This window comes from Corynebacterium sp. (assembly GCF_012837295.1).
Classification (GTDB): domain Bacteria; phylum Actinomycetota; class Actinomycetes; order Mycobacteriales; family Mycobacteriaceae; genus Corynebacterium.
In genome coordinates this window covers 1-16279 of record NZ_DURI01000103.1, presented here as the reverse complement: position 1 = coordinate 16279, position 16279 = coordinate 1, and the positions used below count along the sequence as shown (strand labels likewise).

Here is a 16279-nt window from a genome sequence, read left to right as displayed (position 1 = left end):
GGTGCGGGCGTCGGGCTGCGGCGCGTCGTTGGGCATGGTCATGAGGTTACAAGGTGCCCCGGTGCGCCCGGAGGTCGCGCAGCAGGGTGACTTCCGCGCCGTGGTGGATGATCTCGCGGTGGATGTGCGCGATCAGCGTGCCCATCGAATGCTCCGCCCACGGGCCTTCGGTGGGGCCGACGGGGCGGGCGAGGGCGGCGTCGTCAAGCGAACGGAGCGCGTCGATCCACGCGGCGTACGCCTCGTCGAGCTGGGCGAGCGCGCCGGCGGCGGTGAGGGAGTAGGGGAAGGTGCCGTAATCGACTGCGGGGCCGCCGAAGTGATTGGCCAGGCGGGCGCCGAGGCAGCCGACGATGACGTGCGCCAGCCGCCACGCGATGGTGGTCACCGGCGCGGGGATGGGCTCGGGGAAGGCGAAGTCGATCGTCGTCGGCGCGGCCGGGTTCACCGCGAACGGGGAGGTCGGGCCGTCGCCGCCCGCGCCGGGCCGCACGGACCACGCGCCGGCGACGGGCTCCCACAGGTACTCGTCGTCGGTGAGGCCGTCGAGCCGCGGCCGCAGCTGGTTGGTCCAGTGCCACTCGAGCTGCTCGATGAGAACGTCGAGTATGGGGCTGCCGGTGCTTGCGGTGTCGTCCATGCCCCCATTGTGCGCCTTCGGTCCCGGCACTGGGCTTTACGACGGCCCGACGCCCACATCGAGCCGCCTTCGCCGCCGGGGTCGGCCGGGGGCGAGTTTTGGGGACGCGGTTAGCGCGTCAGATACCTACGTTTCGGCCAGATACTCACGTTTGAACGTAGGTATCTGGCCCAATCGTAGGTATCTGAGAGGAGCTCGGCGGCAGCGGTCCCGTTTCGTGGGAGCGCCGCCCCCGACCAGCCGTCGCGCTGAAATCGTGGCCAAGAACCACCCTCAACCTCGGTTGGTCAGTTCAACTCTGCCCGGCACTGTTCCTCGGACTTGCCGGACTCGAGGCAGCTGGACCAGTCGATCTGGCCCTGCACCCAAGGTGACGGGGTGTTTTGGGCGGGCGGCGTGTACGGCTCGTAGACGGGCGGTGGCCCGTCGTTGAAGTTGTTGGAGCAGTACTGAGTCCAACCGGAGGTGCCGTCGGTGAACCAGGTGGTGCCCTGCTCGTAGAGGCCCTCGGACGACTTGGCGCAGCGGGCGATGGACTTGTTGATCGGCGTCGGGTCACCGGTCGGCGCGCCCGTGTAGCCCATGTGGCCGGCGCGGGACGTCGTGGTCTTCGGGGCGGCCTTGGAATCCTTCTTTTCCGGCCTATCCGAGGAGTCGCCGTCCGTTGGGTTCGGCTTCTTCGGGCTTTCCACCGTCGTCGTTTCGGTCACCGTTTCCACCGTCGTCTCACCGTCGGAACAGGCGGGGAGAACCATCAGGGCGGCCGCGAGCGTGCTGATCAGAAGCTTCTTGTTCATGAGTGCCTTCCGACTTGCTTCAGTGGGCGACCTGGCGGGGTGAATCCTCGCGGCTGGCCGCCGTTCAATTATGCACCGCGTGGTCATCGCCCCCGACCAGCCGCCGCGCTGAAATCGTGGCAACCTATTGACATGGAAACGATGCCGAAGTCACGTCTCATGTCCGCCGCCGCGCTCATCGGTGCGACGGGTCTGCTCCTGGCCTCGTGCGGTGACGGCGGCACCGACCAGGAGGCTGCTCCGTCGCCGGACGCGGGGGCGTCGCAAAGCGCCGAACGGTCCACGGTGACCGTCACGGAAACTGCGGACGAGGAGCAAAGTGCGGGCATCGACGTCGATTTCGATTCGTTGCAGCAAGTCGATCCGAGCACCTTCCGGGATCACAGCGTTCAGTCGCTGACGTACGTCGTAGACGGGACGACGGGGGAGTGCTTCGTCAACGGGCTGATCGTCACGTGCATCGGCACTGCCGCCGATGATGTCCCCAACGTGGACATGCCGCCGTTTTCCGGTCGCCCCGGTGCGGTGGCGATCGCGTCGTCCGGCGTCGCCTATGTGATCGCGGAGGGGGTGCAGCCGGCGAAGACGGAGCTGGAAACGGGCCAGTGGGTCAATTTCGGTGCCGTCAAGTGCGCGAAACCGGATGACTCGACTCTGGCGTGCGTCTCCGACGGGGCTGCGTTCCAGATCCAGGGCTCCGACCGGGACATCACCACCGATGGCCCGGTCCTCGACCCCGAGGAACTCCGGGCCAATGCCGGGGATCAGCCGGGCACCGAATATCAGACCGGCACCGATGTCCTGGTTCAGGCCCCGATGCTGTGCGGCGCGATGGAGGGCCATCGCCTTGCCGACGTCGTCGAAGGCGAGATCACCTGCGAGGAAGCGATGGCGGTGCTCGATGAATACGACGAGCGCATGCCGTCCGAGGGGACCGGCAACGCCATGTACGTCGAATTCGACGGCTGGGTGTGCAGCTCGCCGACCTACGGCCGATCGCAGGAGCTGAAGGCGAAGACCGTGTGCGAGCACGAGGACCGCGGCATCCGCGTTCAGGCGCCGCTCTGATCGCATGCCCCAGGGGGTATGATGTTCAGCGAAGTCATCGCCCGTCCCTCCCGGAAGGTCCCCACATGTCATTTTTCGCGAAGCTCTTCGGTTCCGAGGGCAAGATCGGCGGCGCCGAGGCCGTGCAGATGTGCAAGGACGGTGCCCGCCTCGTCGACGTCCGCACCGACGCCGAACGTCGGCTGACCTCGCCGAAGAAGTCCACGCACATCCCCGTGCAGCAGATCTCGGCGCGCGCGAAGGAGCTCAACGCGAAGCATCCGGTCGTCACCGTCTGCGCGCACGGCCCCCGTGCTCGCCGCGCCTGCAACCAGCTGCGGAAGCAGGGCTTCGACGCCTACTGGCTCTCCGGCGGCGTCACTGCCTGGCAGAACGCCGGCGGCCAGGTGAAGCGCTAGGCTGACCTACCCCTCGACGAGGTCGGTCTCGCCCTCGGCACCGCGCGAGTACACGGCGGCGCGGGTGCGCTCGCGGGCGGCCTCGAGGCCGGAGACGTCGGCCTGGTCGCCGTACTCGGCGCGCAGGGCCTCGATGGCCTTGTCGATGGTCGTCACCGTCACCGGGCTGATGCCCGGCGGCGAGATGATGGTCGGGGTGAACTGCACGGTCCCGACCTCCCACGCCGGCCCCTCGGTCTCGGCGTCGGCGCCGTCCTTGGGCACGAAGGTCACGTCGACCATGAGGCCCTCGAACGCGGGAATGTTCGTCGACAGCTGCTGGGCGACCAGGTTGCCCAGGCCGTAGACGACCCACTTGCCGTTGACCTTCTCAATGGGCTGCACGGCGTGCGCGTGGTGGCCGTAGACGATGTCGACGTCGTCGGACTTGGTCAAGATGTCGGCCAGCTCCTGCTGCTGGGCAGTCGGCTCGGTGACGCCCTCGTCGCCGGCGTGCATGGCCACCATGACGATGTCCGCGCCCGCGGCCCGCGCGTCGGCGGCCCGCTTCAGCAGGGTGTCCGGGTCGAGGTCCGGCACCAGGTACGGGAACTCGACGGGGATGCCGTTGGTGCCGTACGTGCCGGCGACGACGGCGATCTTCACGCCGTCGGCGGTCTCGTGGATGCGCGGCTCGTCGAACTCCTCCTGCGTGCGCGCCATGCCGGCGTGCTCCAGTCCGGCTTCGTCCATGATGTCGAGGGTGCGGATCAGCCCCTCGGTGCCGGCGTCGACCGAGTGGTTCGACGCGGTGGTGCACATGTCCCAGCCGGCCTTCACGACCTCGCCGGCGATCGGCGGCGGCGCCTGGAAGCTCGGGTAGCCGGAGTACGGGCCGCCCCAGTTGGCGAAGGGCACTTCCTGGTGGCAGATCGCCATGTCCGCGGCCTCGACCTCGGGCTGCACGCCGGCGAAGGTGTCGGTGTAGTCCCACGAACCGTCGGGCATCATGCCGGACTCGTACACGGCCGGGTGCCACAGCAGGTCGCCGGTGAGGTTCACGGTGACCTCGGCGGGCAAGGGAGCGGCGTCGGCGGTTTCGTCGTACGACGCGTCGGACGAGCACGCGCTCAGGGCCGCGAGCAGGCCGATCGTGCCTGCGGCGATGGCCGTGCGGGTCCGGCTCCGGGGCTGCCCGGCGTCGCGGGTTGCTTGGCGACGCCCACCTTCCGGCGGAGGGGTGTTCTGGGCGATGGGGGCGGGGAAACCGAGGGGCATGGCCTGATCGTCTTATTTTTCCCTGAGAACGTGCAACTCTTTATGGCCCGTCTGGGTGACCCCAATAATGGGGCCGTATCAGTCGTGCCTCCCTCGAATCGCCGCCGGTCGTCAGTGCCCCGCAGCCTCTCGCCGCCGCCGGCTACTTCTCGCGGACGAGCGCCGGATCGAGGCCTCGGCTGAAGATCGCCCCGCGGGTGCGGTCCAGCGTCTCGTTCAATCGGGCGCGTTCGGCGTCGTCGGTGGCGCGCCCCATCAGCGTCGACACGGGCGAAACCCGCACGGGGAACGTCTGATACGGGGTCACGGCGGTGGGGACGTAGCTCAAACCGGACACGCCCCACGAGCCGTCGTCAAGCGAAAACTCCAGCTCGACGGTGATGCCCTCGTAGGACAGGACGGTTTCGGCGGACTGGTGCGCGACCATGTTGCCCAGGCCGTAGATGACCCACTTTCCGTTGACCTGCTCGATCGGCTGGACGGCGTGGATGTGGTGGCCGTAGACGACGTCGACGTCGGGGGAGGCGGTGAGGATCTGCGCCAGCTCGGTCTGCTGCTGGGTCGGCTCGACGACGGCTTCCTCGCCGGCGTGCATGGCCACCATGACGATGTCCGCGCCCGCCGCCCGCGCCGCCGCGGCCTTGGCCAGCAGCGTGTCCGGGTTCAGGTCGCCGACCAGCCACGGGTGCTCGACCGGGATGCCGTTGGTGCCGTAGGTGCCGGTCACGACGGCGATGCGGGCGCCGTTGGCGGCGGTGACGATCCTCGGCGCGTCCATCTCCTCCGGGCTGCGCGCCGCGCCCGAATGGAGGATGCCCGCCCGGTCGAACGTGTCGAGCGTCCGGAACAGCCCCTCCGTCCCCGCGTCCACCGAATGGTTCGACGCGGTGGTGCACATGTCCCAGCCGGTGTCCTTGATCGCGTCGATGACCTGCGGCGGCGACTGGAACCCGGGGTAGCCCAGGTACGGGCCCTCCGGCGGCGCGAAGACGGTTTCCTGGTGGCAGATGGCCACGTCCGCGCCCTCGATCATGGGTTTGACGTCGGCGAACATGTCCGCGAAATCCCACGTCCCGTCGCCGTTTTCGCCGGAGGCCCACACTTCCTCGTGCCACAGCAGGTCACCGGAGACCGTCACCGTCAGGCGGTTCGGGTCCGGCTTCTCGCTTGACGACGTCCCGTCCCGCCCGTCGTCGCCCGTCCCTCCGGAGGGGGCCGCGTCGTTTCCGGCGTTGTCTTCGGCGCCGCCTGCTCCGGTGCCGCTGCCGTTCGCGCTTCCGGCCCCGCCATCTGCGCTCGCGGCGGGATCGGTGCGGCTGCCCTCGCCGATGAGGCCGGTGGCGTAGCCGATGCCGGCGACGAGGGCGGCGCCGACGAGCACGGCCGCGAGGATGAGGACGAGGACCCGGCGGCGTGGCCCGGGGCCGTCGCCGCGCCGCGAAGATGAGGTGGCAGTCATGGTGGTTCCAGTATGCGCATGTCGCGAGAGTTCGGGCTGCGGAGCCATGCGCGCCGTCAGTCGAGTGCGCAGGCGGTGCACGATTGCGTGACGATTCGATCACCATCGTCCACCCGGCATTCAACTCGCCACGTCGCACCGGTACATTGGCCCCGTGACCGATTCACCCGCTTCCCGCCGCCAGCGCCGCAGCCACCGCGCCACCGGTGGCTCTCAGCAGTGGCGGGTGCAGGTCGATCCGGATAGGGCGTCGAACCGGGGTGGGCGTCGGCGCCGTCGTCAAGCACCCGCACCCGCGAGCACCGGTCCCAAGCGGTCCGTGCTCGCCGGCGCTGCCGCGATCCTGGGCGTGCTCACGCTCGGGGTCGTCGCGTCGATCGCGATGACCGAGCCACGCGAAACCGAGGAAGTGCTCACCGCCGACGCGACCACGGAGGTCGCGCCCCGCCCGCTGGCCGCCGAGGTCCGCGGCGAGATGATCCAGCGCCACCTCGACGGAGTGCCCGTGCCGTTCCCGCGCAACGTGGAGATCCACGACCGCGTCGGCGCCACGGAGCCGATGAACGAGGCCGACGTCATCGAGACGGTCAACGCCACCCTCCACGAGTGGAACCTCACGCCCGACGGCGCGCTGGTGCACAACCCGTGCCCGCCGCACGCCCGCGCCTGCGTCGACGTGGACAATCGCCTGGCGTGGCTGCAGGAAAACGGACAGGTCAGCCGCGGCCCGGTGCCCATCACGACGGGCATGCCCGGCTACGAGACCCCGCGCGGCGAATTCACCGTCCAGCGGAAGGTCCGCGACGAGATCAGCTACGTCTTCGACAACGAGCCGATGCCGTACTCGGTGTACTTCACCACCACCGGCGTCGCCTTCCACGAGGGCGACCTCACCGAGGACTCGCACGGCTGCATCCACCTGTCCAACCCCGAGGCCATGCACTTCTTCGACGTGCTGCAGCCCAACGACATCGTGGTGACCATCTAGCGGAGCCGACCGGACCCGGTCAGGGGATGATGTAGCTGCCCGCGCCCGGCACGCACTCGACGGTGATGTCGGCCGGACCGACCGGATCGCCGTCCGCGAAGGCCGTCACGCCGTCCACGCGCAGCGCGATGTGCGACGCGCGGAACGTGGACACGCCCTCCTCGTTGAGGAACTCGCCGGTGAAGATCTTCGGGAACTTCACCGCCGCCCGCCGCCGCGACAGTCGCTTGAGCACCGTGACGTTGAGCATCCCGTCCGCCGGATCGGCGGTGGGGCAGACCTTCATCCCGCCGCCGTACGTGCGGGTGTTGCCGATGGCGACCATGGTCAGGTTCTCGTCGAGCACCAGATCGCGCTCGATGACCAGGCGCGTGGGCAGCGAATGGAACTTCGCGAACTCGATGCCGATCGCCGCGACGTACCGCATCTTGCCCGTCGGCCACGAAATCTGGTTCGTGCGCTCGGTGACCAGGGAGTCGAAGCCGGCCATGGCGATCGTGCCGAACCAATGGCCGTCGACGCCCGGGCCGCGCATCAGGCCGAGGTCCGTGGTGCGGTAGCGGCCGACGGCGATGGTCTCCGCCGCGCGTTCGGGATCCAGAGGAATTCCGTACTCGCGGGCGTGGTCGTTGCCGGTGCCGGTGGGGATGATGCCGAGCGGCTTGCCCGACATCGCCTGCTCCTGCAGCACCAGCGACACCAGGCCGTCGCCGCCGCAGCAGGCGATCGCGTCGATGGCGTCATCGGCGACGGCCTCGGCCGCCAGCTCCCGCGATGCCTCGGCGCTTGCACCCTGCATGTGAACCACGTCGACGCCGAGCTCCACCAGGCGATTGCGGGCCTTGGCCAGCTTGTCTCCCGACCGGCCCTTGCCGGCCTTCGGATTCGTGATCATGGCGACGCGGCGGACGTCGAGCTTGCCTTCGCGGTAGGTCTCCGGATGCGGGGCGTTGTTGGCCGAAGCGGCGTTGTTCGGCTGCGGGGTCTCGTCAGCGCTCATCGCGGGACACCCCTTCGCCGGACCCTTCAATCGTCAGCAGTTTGCCCGGGTTCATGATCCCCGCCGGGTCGAGTTCGGACTTCACCGCGCGCAGCACCGCCACGCCCAGGTCGCCGATTTCGTCCGCCAGGTACGGGGCGTGATCGGTGCCGATCGAGTGGTGGTGCGTGATGGTGCCGCCGTTGTCCACGATGGCACGGCATGCCGCGCCCTTCGCCGCCCACCACTGGGCCTCGGGGTCATCGCTCTGGGCGGCGATGACGGTGAAGTACAGCGAGCAGCCCTCCCGGTACACGTGGGAGACGTGGCACATGACCAGCGCCATCGTGCCCGTCGAGCGCAGGGTGTCGGCCAGGGCGCGGGTGACGGCCTTCTTCAGCCTGGCGACGTTCGACCAGTCGGTGGCGGTCTCGAGCGTCTCGCAGATGGCGCCGTTGTCCAGCAGGCCGTCGCGGAGCACCGGGGCACCGAAACGGCCCTGCTCCCACGACCGCACCGGGCCCTCTCCGGCGGGGGTGCCGCCGGCGGCGATGAGCAGCGCCCGCGTTTCCGCGTGCCGCGACGCCGCGTGCTCGGCGGTGCCCTCGAACATGGTCAGGCACAGGCACCCTTCCGGCGCCCGGGAACCGTCGCCGATGGAGTCGCCGGAAGTCAGGTTGACGCTGGACTCGATCTCGTCGGAAAGCCTGATCACCGTCGGGCCCGCGCCAGCCTGCTCGACGGCCCGCAGGCCGGCGACCCCCGCCTCGAAGGTGGGGAAGGAAAACGCCTCGTAGCGCTTGACCTGCGGGACCGGGTGCACGCGCAGGCGCACCCGCGTGATGACGCCGAACGCGCCCTCGGAGCCCAGGAACAGCTCGCGCAGGTCGGGGCCCGCGGCGGTGGCCGGGGAGGCGTCGCCGACCTCGAGGATCCCCGAGGGGGTGACGATGGTGAACGAGCGCACCATCTCGTCGAAACGCCCGTAGCCCGCCGACGACTGCCCCGACGAGCGCGTCGCCGCGTAGCCGCCGATGGTGGCGTAGGGGAACGACTGGGGATAGTGGCCGATCTGCAGGCCATGGTCGGCGAGCAGCAGCTCAGCGGCGGGGCCCGACAGGCCGGCGCCGAGAGTGGCCAGGCCGGATTCGGCGTCGACGTCGGTGAGCTCGTCGAAAAGCGCCAGATCCAGGCTGATCACCGCGCGCAGGCCGCCGCGGTCCGGGCTGACGCCGCCGACGACGGTCGTGCCGCCGCCGAAGGGCACCACCGCGACGCGCTCGCGGGTGGCCCACCGCAGGATCTCCAGGACCTGCTCGTCGGTGGACGGGGCGACGATGGCGTCGGGGACGTCGTGGACGCCGCCGAGCCGCCAGCCGATGAGGTCGGGGTAGGACTTGCCGCGGGCGCGCGCGAGTTTCTGCAGCTTGTCGCCGGTCACGCGGGAGGCTCCGACGATGTCCGTCAGCGCGGCGACGTCGTCCGGGCCGAGACGCGTCTCGGCGATGAGGACGTCGGCGTCCGGGATGCGGGGCAGGGGCTTGTCGACGTTGAAGACGTCCGTGAGCAACTTTTGCACGCCATGGGAGAGCGGCTTGGCCTCGTCCGGCGTGCCCCAGAGGTTGAACTCCATGGGCGGGAGCGGAACTCCAGTGTCATGATGACCGTTCATGGCTCGAATGTTACACATCGGAGCAAAGTGGAAACCAGACCCTCATGGGAAAGCGGGGTTGGCGGGGGTAATTGCGTGGGGCGTGACAGTTGTTGACAAACTGTAATGCGGCGGGTCAATCTTGGGGCAGTTCACAACCCGGAGAGCCCACGGGGCCGACCGGGAACCACGGGAAAAGCCGACGCGCGCGCCCCGCACGCCGGCCCCGAGCCTCGAAGAAGGGACACTTGGGTCGATGGACAACGCACATGACGGGCACACCGCCCCCGGCACGCCGGCCGATCCCACCGCGCTCGACGGCGCCCGCCGGGCCGCCTGGATCGACGAACTGAAGGGGCGCGGCTCCGACGACCCCGTCGACCTGATCATCATTGGCGGCGGCATCACGGGCGTGGGCGTCGCACTCGACGCGGTGACCCGTGGGCTCGACGTCGTGCTCGTCGAAAAGCATGACCTGGGATTCGGGACCTCCCGCTGGTCCTCGAAGCTCGCCCACGGCGGCCTGCGGTACCTGACCAAGCTCGAGATCGGCATCGCGTACCACTCGGCCGTGGAGCGCGGCCGGCTGATGCGGCACATCGCGCCCCACCTCGTGCGCGCGCTGCCGCAGGTCACCCCGCTTGCCGACGACACCAACCTCATCCAGAAAGCGGCCGTGCGCGTCGGTTACATCGCCGGCGACATGCTGCGCCTGGCCGCGCGGACGCCGTCGTCGATCCTGCCGCGATCGCGCTACCTCAACCGTGACGCGACGCTGAAGATGGTGCCCTCCGCCCTGCGCGACGGGCTGCGCGGTGCGTGGGTCAACTACGACGGCCAGATGGTCGACGACGCCCGCGTGGTCACCGCCATCGCCCGCACCGCCGCCGAAAACGGAGCCCGCGTGATCACGCACTGCTCCGCCGCCGACGCCACCGGCGATGGGGCGACGCTCGTCGACGAGCTCACCGGCGAGAGCTTCCACCTGCCCGCACGCGCCGTGGTCAACGCCACCGGCGTGTGGGCCGGCGGCCTCGACGACGGCATCCGCGTCCGGCCCTCCCGCGGCACCCACCTGGTGTTCGACGCGGAGACCTTCGGCAATCCGACCGGAGCGTTGACCATCCCGTTGCCGGGTTCGATCAGCCGGTACCTGTTCATCCTTCCTGCGCAGCTGGGGCGCGTGTACCTGGGGCTCACCGACGAGGACACCCCCGGCGCGATCCCCGACGTGCCGCCGACGCCGGAATCCGACGTCGAATTCCTGCTGGAGAACATCAACCGGGCGCTGGGCGCCAAGGTCACCCGCGACGACGTGCGCGGCGCGTTCACCGGGCTGCGGCCGCTGCTCGTGCCGGAGGGCGCGGGCACGGAGATAGTGGAGGAGGCGTCGGGCGGCGACCTTGAAAGCGCCGACGGCGACGGGAGCAACGGCGACGGTGGTGCGGGCGAGGCCGGCTCGACCGCGGACCTGTCCCGCCGGCACGCGACGGTGAAGTCCGCCGATGGGCTGATCTCCATCGTCGGCGGCAAGTTCACCGAGTACCGGCTCATGGCCCAGGAGGCCGTCGACTTCGTACTCTCCGATCGGGGCATCCGCGCCGCCGACTGCCGGACCATGGAGCTGCCGCTGGTCGGCGCCCCCGGGCACAAGGCCAGTCGCGGCGTGACGGAGGCGGACCTTTCCGCGCTGCCGCAGTCGCTGGTCGACCGCTTCGGGCACGAGGCGCCGAAGGTCGTCGCCGCCGCGACGGTGGCGGACCCGCTCGGCCGCGTCGCCGGATTCGACGTCATCCGCGCCGAGTTCGAGTACGCCGTCACCCACGAGGGCGCCCTGACCGTCGGCGACATCGTCGACCGCCGCACGCGCATCGGCATGATCGCCGAGGACCGCGCCGCCGCGGTGCCCTTCGCCCGGGAAGTCCTCGAGCTGCACGGCATCGCCGTCGACGGCGACGAGTGAACCGATTGCGGAACCACACGGCGATAGCGACACGGAAATGAAGAAGCGAGGAAGGATCGCGGCTGCGATGAACGATCTCAGGAACAGGGCCATCAACTGGGTGCTGGTGGAAAAGCCCGTCACCGCGGCGAAGGTCATCCGCCGGCTGACGGCGTCGGGCTCGAAGGGCGCGAAGGGCGCGAAGGGCAAGAGGGGCTCGAAGGGCGTGATTGGCGCCGCGGCCCCGGCGCTCCCCGCACGGTCCGCGGCTCCGGCACCGTTGACCCGCGATAACGGCCTGCGCGCCGCCAACATCGCCGCAGGGGTCCCCGGGGCCGAATAGACCGCGGTGCGCCACTGCCGCGCACGACGCCGGGGCGACCGGGCCACTCGACGGCCCTGTCGCCCCGGCGTTCGCGCGCGACGGGTCGGAGGTGGGCGTCGTCAAGCGAAAGAGCCGGCCGCCTACCCGATCGCGATGACCACGCCCGCCCCGCGCGCCTCCGCATCGCGGTAAATGTCCACGAGCGCCTCATACGAATTGCGGACGTGATGCACCGGATAATCGCAGGCCACGCCATGAATCCGCTGGCGCCGCCGCCCCAGCAGCCCGCGCAGGCCGGACGCGCCGGAACCGTCGTCGATGGCGGCATCCGCATCGACGTCCTCAAGCGCCTGCTTGACGACGCCCACCCGCTCCGGCGAAACGACCCCATAGTGGGCATCGGCGAAGAACTCATGCTCCCCGAGCAGGGCCTCGCGGCGCGGATCGGCCGGGGAGTGCGGCGCGCCGGAATTCCCGCGGAGGGAGTCGCCGCCGGTCAACAGCGCGAGCACCCCCTGCCAATGCTCGCCCAGGCGCGTGCGGGAGAGCTCGTCGCCGCACAGCGCGCAATCCTCGTCCGGAGTCGCGTCGAGCAGATCGATGATCAGGTCGGCCGCGGCGTCGGCGTCGCCCGCGGCGCCGAGGCGCATGATCTCCTCGAACGCCGAGGCGGGGATGATGGCGAAATCGGCGAAATTGCCCATGGGACCTCCTGCAGTGCGATCGGCCGGCCGGAGCGCGGTTCGGTTCGGCGGTGCAATGCGGGCCGCGGAACGGGCGAACCGGCGCGTGGGCCGGGCGTTTTCCCGGATTCTAGCCGCGGCGGGCGGTGCGGGAGGTGGTGCGGCGGGGTGCGTTGGATGATGCGGCGGACGATGCGGCGGACGGGTGGAAGGAGGCGTGGCACGCGGTGTGTCGGGCGGGAGCAGGAGGTGCGGCGGACGATGCGGCGGACGGGAGTGCCGAAATCCGCCGAGCTGCGCGCTGGCCTGCGCACAGAAAGACGCCGGGTGGACAGAAGATGTGGTTGACGACGTCTTTCTGCCCATCCGGCGTCTTTCTGCGCGGAAAGTCCTCGAGCCTGCCTTGAGGGGCGGCGGATGGTGCTCGAACGGTGCGCCCGGCCCACCGAACTTCCCGGCGGGGACTACTTTCCGTGCACGGAGGCCGGGACCTGACGGGCACCGGAGGCGTCGCGCGACCCGCCCGCGGCACCGGCACCGGCACCGGCCGCGCCCGCCGCGCCGGAGGCACCGGCCGAACGCGATGCGCCGGCGCCACCGGCGGCCGCACCGGCTCCCGACTTCAGCTCGGAGATGATCGACTCGACCGACGACTTAGCGTCGCCGAGCAGCATGTCCGTGTTGTCGTTGAAGAACAGCGGATTCTGCACGCCCGCGTAACCGGAGCCCATGGAGCGCTTGAACACCACCACGTTCTCGGCCTCCCAGACCTTCAGCACCGGCATGCCGGCGATGGGGGAGCCGGGCTGCTCGGCGATCGGGTTGACGGTGTCGTTGGCGCCGATGACCAGCACGACGTCGACGTCGGCGAAATCGTCGTTGACCTCGTCCATCTCCAGCACCAGGTCATAGGGGACCTTGGCCTCGGCGAGCAGGACGTTCATGTGGCCCGGCAGGCGGCCTGCGACCGGGTGGATGCCGAAGGTGACGTCCTTGCCGGCCTCGCGCAGCGTGCGGGTCAGCTCGGCGACGGGGTACTGCGCCTGCGACACGGCCATGCCGTAGCCCGGGGTGATCATGACGGTCTTGGCCATCTTCAGCAGGTCCGCGGTCTCGGACGCGGAGACCTCGGTGTGCGTGCCGGCCTCGCCGCCGTCTGCGACCACGCCGCCGTCGGTGCCGAAGCCGCCGAGCAGGACGTTGAGGAAGGAGCGGTTCATCGCCTGGCACATGATGTAGCTCAGGTACGCGCCGGAGGAACCGACCAGCGCGCCGGTGATGATCAGCAGCGGGTTGGCCAGCATCAGGCCGGTGAACGCCGCGGCCCAGCCCGAGTAGGAGTTCATGATCGACACCACGACCGGCATGTCGCCGCCGCCGATGGCGATGACCAGGTGCCAGCCGAGGAACAGGGCCAGGGCGGTCATGACGCCCAGGGCGATCCATGCCACCGAGCCGTCGCCGACGATGATGAACGCGACCATCAGCGCCACGGAAATGACCAGGATCGCGAGGTTGAGCAGGTTGCGCGCCGGCAGCAGCACTGGGGCGCCCTTGATCTTCTCCGCCAGCTTCAGTCCGGCGACGACGGAACCGGAGAAGGTCACCGCGCCGATGAACGTGCCCAGGAACACCTCGCCGAGGTGGAAGGCCTGCGCGTTGCCGGTCAGGCCGCCGTCCTCCATGAAGGAGTTGTAGCCGATGAACACGGCGGCCAGGCCGACGAAGCCGTTGAAGTAGGCGATCAGCTGCGGCAGGCCGGTCATCTCGACCGAGCGGGCGCGCCACACGCCGAACATGCCGCCCAGCGCCATGGCCAGGCCGATGAGGATGATGGTGACCAGCGGGCCCATGTGCTCGCCGGTGGTGTCGCGGGCCGCGGTGGCGGTGGCCTGGAAAATCGCGATGAGCACCGCGATGCCCATGCCGGTCATGCCCAGCGCGTTGCCGCGGCGGGCGGTTTCCGGCTTGGACAGGGCGGCCAGGGACATGATGAACAGCAGTGCCGCGGCGATGTAGCCGAGCGTGGACAGGCGGTTGGTCCAGTCCAGTAGGGCGTCGGTGCCGGTGGCGGTGGCGGTGGTCGCCGCGCCGTCGGCCGCTGCTGCGGCGGTGAATGCGACGTCGTGCGTGAAGTCGTTGAATGCGCTCATGTCTTACGCCTCCTCCTTGCGGAACATGCCGAGCATGCGGTCGGTGATGGTGAAGCCGCCGAAGATGTTGATCGACGACAGGACGATGGCCAGGAATGCCAGGGAGCTGACGATCACGTTGGTGGAGCTGACCACCAGGATCGCGCCGACGAGCACGATGCCCGAGATGGCGTTGGTTTCCGACATCAGCGGGGTGTGCAGTCGCGGGGTGACGGCGGAGATGACGTAGAAGCCCAGGACGATGGCCAGGGTGAGCACCATGTAGTTGACGCTGACGGAGGCGGGGCTGGCCAGGATGACCGCCGCGCCCAGCGCGATGGCCAGGCCGAGCCCGATCTTCGCCTTGGATCCGCCCATGAAGGAGACTTTCTCGGGGGCTTCGGCGGTGGCTGCGGCGGCGAGCTTTTCCTGCGCCGCGGCGGCCGGGGTCGCTGAGACCTGCACGGGCGGCGGGGGCCACAGGATGCGGGTATCGGTGGCCGCGCCGGTGGTTTCGGCCTCGACGTTGCCGGTGTCGCCGCCCTTGCTTGACGACGCCCCATTCAGCGTGACCGTGATTCCTCGGACGATCTCGTCGTCGAGGTCGAGGATCGGCGTCCCGTCCTTGTCCGGGGTGATCAGCTTGAACAGGTTGACGATGTTCTGGCCGTAGAGCTGCGACGCCTGGCCGGGCAGGCGGCCGGCGAGGTCGGTGTGGCCGATGATGGTCACGCCGTTGTCGGTGACGATGACCTCGCCTGGCACGGTGAGCTCGCAGTTGCCGCCGTTGGCCGCGGCCATGTCGACGATGACGCTGCCCGGGCGCATGGCGCGGACGTCGTCGGCGGTGAGCAGGCGCGGGGACTGGCGGCCGGGGATGTTCGCGGTGGTGATGACGATGTCGGCGGCGGCCGACTGCTCCGCGTAGAGCTTGGCGGCGGCGGTGGCCTGGTCGTCGGTCATCTCCTTGGCGTAGCCGTCGGTGGACTTCTCCGAGGCGACGGGGATGGGAATGAATTCGGCGCCCATGGACTCGACCTGTTCGCCCGCTTCGGGGCGCAGGTCGGTGGCCTTGACGATCGCGCCCATGGAGTTGGCGGTGCCGATGGCGGCGAGGCCGCCGACGCCGGCGCCGATGACGTAGACGGTGGCCGGCGGGACCTTGCCCGCGGCGGTGACCTGCCCGGTGAACAGGCGGCCGAAGGAGTTGGCGGCCTCGACGACGGCGCGGTAGCCGGCGATGTTGGCCATGGAGGACAGCACGTCCATCGACTGCGCGCGCGACAGGCGTGGCACAGCGTCCATCGCGAGTGCGGTGAAGTGCGAGGAGGCCAGGTCGTCGACAAGTTCGGGGTTGCGTCCCGGGGCCAGGCGGGACACGAGCATCGCGCCCGGCTTCATCTGTCGGCGGAACTCGGCCGGAGGGGCGTCGAGTGTGGTGATGATGTCCGCGCGCCATACGTCCTCGCCGACGAGACGCGCGCCGGCGGCGGCGTAAAGATCGTCGGGGTAGGCGGCATGGTCGCCGGCCCCGGCCTGGACGTCGACGTCGTAGCCGAGCTTGATCAGCTTGGCGACCGTGTCCGGCGTCGCCGCGACGAGCGGCTGCCGGGCATCGGGTTCAATGGGGATTCCGATTCGCACTGTGGACTCCTGAATGTGCTTGCGGGACGTGAAAGCGGGCGTGCGGCGTGAAATGATGTGGGAACCGGGGGTAACCGATGCTCCGCCGCTGTCGGTGTGCTTATTTAAAGATGAAGACCGCATGTTTCGTGCGGGTTTCGGGGAAAACGGTTCTGGAATCATCCAGTTACTTTGCGACGCCGCTGTTCGTGGAGTCCGCCCGGGGCATGGGTAACGGTGATGGGGTGCGCCGATGTGGCTCTTTTGGGGGATGAAAACGCCCCCGCGCCCCACGGTGGGTGTGGGGTGCGGGGGTGGTGGGTTCTATCGGGCGGTG

General features: G+C 69.7%; 14 protein-coding genes. 5 read left to right on the top strand and 9 right to left on the bottom strand.

The features are described from left to right. Positions 1 to 46: 46 nt before the first annotated feature. Positions 47 to 640 (bottom strand): DinB family protein, encoded by a 594-nt coding sequence (locus tag GX015_RS03455; protein ID WP_291342824.1) that lies wholly within the window; start codon positions 638 to 640, stop codon positions 47 to 49. A gap of 287 nt (positions 641 to 927) precedes the next feature. Then, positions 928 to 1437, bottom strand: coding sequence for a hypothetical protein (locus tag GX015_RS03450; RefSeq protein ID WP_291342822.1), 510 nt, complete (start codon positions 1435 to 1437; stop codon positions 928 to 930). Positions 1438 to 1578: 141 nt separating this feature from the next. On the opposite strand from GX015_RS03450, the gene GX015_RS03445 reads away from it, so the two are divergent. Next, a complete protein-coding gene (locus GX015_RS03445) occupies positions 1579 to 2505 on the top strand; it encodes a hypothetical protein (protein ID WP_291342821.1) in 927 nt (308 codons plus the stop codon). 65 nt (positions 2506 to 2570) lie between these two features. Then, entirely contained in the window at positions 2571 to 2903 is a 333-nt protein-coding gene (locus tag GX015_RS03440) for a rhodanese-like domain-containing protein (protein ID WP_291342820.1), read from the top strand. Positions 2904 to 2909: 6 nt separating this feature from the next. On the opposite strand, the gene GX015_RS03435 is transcribed toward GX015_RS03440, so the two are convergent. Together GX015_RS03435 and GX015_RS03430 are read right to left on the bottom strand one after the other, a co-directional pair. Further along, positions 2910 to 4160 carry a CapA family protein gene (locus GX015_RS03435; RefSeq protein WP_291342818.1) on the bottom strand — a complete coding sequence of 417 codons (1251 nt, stop codon included), beginning with the start codon at positions 4158 to 4160 and terminating at the stop codon, positions 2910 to 2912. A 142-nt stretch (positions 4161 to 4302) separates the two neighbouring features. Next, positions 4303 to 5619, bottom strand: a complete 1317-nt coding sequence (locus tag GX015_RS03430) for a CapA family protein (RefSeq protein WP_291342816.1) — start codon at positions 5617 to 5619, stop codon at positions 4303 to 4305. 154 nt (positions 5620 to 5773) lie between these two features. Between GX015_RS03430 and GX015_RS03425 the strand changes: the two genes are divergently transcribed. Then, positions 5774 to 6607 carry a L,D-transpeptidase family protein gene (locus GX015_RS03425; protein ID WP_291342814.1) on the top strand — a complete coding sequence of 278 codons (834 nt, stop codon included), beginning with the start codon at positions 5774 to 5776 and terminating at the stop codon, positions 6605 to 6607. 19 nt (positions 6608 to 6626) lie between these two features. Here the strand turns inward: GX015_RS03425 and GX015_RS03420 are convergent, their stop codons facing one another. Next, on the bottom strand, positions 6627 to 7607 hold the full coding sequence (locus GX015_RS03420) for a diacylglycerol kinase (RefSeq protein WP_291342812.1): 981 nt from the start codon (positions 7605 to 7607) through the stop codon (positions 6627 to 6629). Then, positions 7597 to 9258 (bottom strand): FAD-binding oxidoreductase, encoded by a 1662-nt coding sequence (locus tag GX015_RS03415; protein ID WP_291342811.1) that lies wholly within the window; start codon positions 9256 to 9258, stop codon positions 7597 to 7599. Before GX015_RS03415 ends, GX015_RS03420 begins: the two co-directional genes overlap by 11 nt. Before the next feature lie 235 nt (positions 9259 to 9493). Here GX015_RS03415 and GX015_RS03410 point away from each other — a divergent pair, with 235 nt between their 5' ends. Both GX015_RS03410 and GX015_RS03405 read left to right on the top strand, forming a co-directional pair. Next, complete coding sequence (locus GX015_RS03410; protein ID WP_291342810.1) at positions 9494 to 11200, top strand: glycerol-3-phosphate dehydrogenase/oxidase; 1707 nt, start codon at positions 9494 to 9496, stop codon at positions 11198 to 11200. A 67-nt stretch (positions 11201 to 11267) separates the two neighbouring features. Continuing rightward, positions 11268 to 11522 carry a hypothetical protein gene (locus GX015_RS03405; RefSeq protein WP_291342808.1) on the top strand — a complete coding sequence of 85 codons (255 nt, stop codon included), beginning with the start codon at positions 11268 to 11270 and terminating at the stop codon, positions 11520 to 11522. Between the two features lie 122 nt (positions 11523 to 11644). On the opposite strand, the gene GX015_RS03400 is transcribed toward GX015_RS03405, so the two are convergent. The 3 genes from GX015_RS03400 to GX015_RS03390 form a co-directional block, all read right to left on the bottom strand. Beyond that, positions 11645 to 12208, bottom strand: a complete 564-nt coding sequence (locus GX015_RS03400; protein WP_291342807.1) for a hypothetical protein — start codon at positions 12206 to 12208, stop codon at positions 11645 to 11647. Positions 12209 to 12651: 443 nt separating this feature from the next. After that, positions 12652 to 14340 (bottom strand): NAD(P)(+) transhydrogenase (Re/Si-specific) subunit beta, encoded by a 1689-nt coding sequence (locus GX015_RS03395; RefSeq protein WP_291342804.1) that lies wholly within the window; start codon positions 14338 to 14340, stop codon positions 12652 to 12654. Between the two features lie 3 nt (positions 14341 to 14343). Beyond that, complete coding sequence (locus GX015_RS03390) at positions 14344 to 15963, bottom strand: Re/Si-specific NAD(P)(+) transhydrogenase subunit alpha (RefSeq protein WP_102213792.1); 1620 nt, start codon at positions 15961 to 15963, stop codon at positions 14344 to 14346. Positions 15964 to 16279: the final 316 nt, after the last annotated feature.

Excerpts from the sequence above, each read along its gene's own strand:
- GX015_RS03420 (WP_291342812.1), bottom strand. The coding sequence starts at position 7,607 with ATGAGCGCTGACGAGACCCCGCAGCCGAACAACGCCGCTTCGGCCAAC.
- GX015_RS03430 (WP_291342816.1), bottom strand. The coding sequence starts at position 5,619 with ATGACTGCCACCTCATCTTCGCGGCGCGGCGACGGCCCCGGGCCACGC.
- GX015_RS03395 (WP_291342804.1), bottom strand. The coding sequence starts at position 14,340 with ATGAGCGCATTCAACGACTTCACGCACGACGTCGCATTCACCGCCGCA.
- GX015_RS03435 (WP_291342818.1), bottom strand. The coding sequence starts at position 4,160 with ATGCCCCTCGGTTTCCCCGCCCCCATCGCCCAGAACACCCCTCCGCCG.
- GX015_RS03440 (WP_291342820.1), top strand. The coding sequence starts at position 2,571 with ATGTCATTTTTCGCGAAGCTCTTCGGTTCCGAGGGCAAGATCGGCGGC.
- GX015_RS03415 (WP_291342811.1), bottom strand. The coding sequence starts at position 9,258 with ATGAACGGTCATCATGACACTGGAGTTCCGCTCCCGCCCATGGAGTTC.
- GX015_RS03405 (WP_291342808.1), top strand. The coding sequence starts at position 11,268 with ATGAACGATCTCAGGAACAGGGCCATCAACTGGGTGCTGGTGGAAAAG.
- GX015_RS03400 (WP_291342807.1), bottom strand. The coding sequence starts at position 12,208 with ATGGGCAATTTCGCCGATTTCGCCATCATCCCCGCCTCGGCGTTCGAG.
- GX015_RS03450 (WP_291342822.1), bottom strand. The coding sequence starts at position 1,437 with ATGAACAAGAAGCTTCTGATCAGCACGCTCGCGGCCGCCCTGATGGTT.
- GX015_RS03410 (WP_291342810.1), top strand. The coding sequence starts at position 9,494 with ATGGACAACGCACATGACGGGCACACCGCCCCCGGCACGCCGGCCGAT.
- GX015_RS03445 (WP_291342821.1), top strand. The coding sequence starts at position 1,579 with ATGCCGAAGTCACGTCTCATGTCCGCCGCCGCGCTCATCGGTGCGACG.
- GX015_RS03455 (WP_291342824.1), bottom strand. The coding sequence starts at position 640 with ATGGACGACACCGCAAGCACCGGCAGCCCCATACTCGACGTTCTCATC.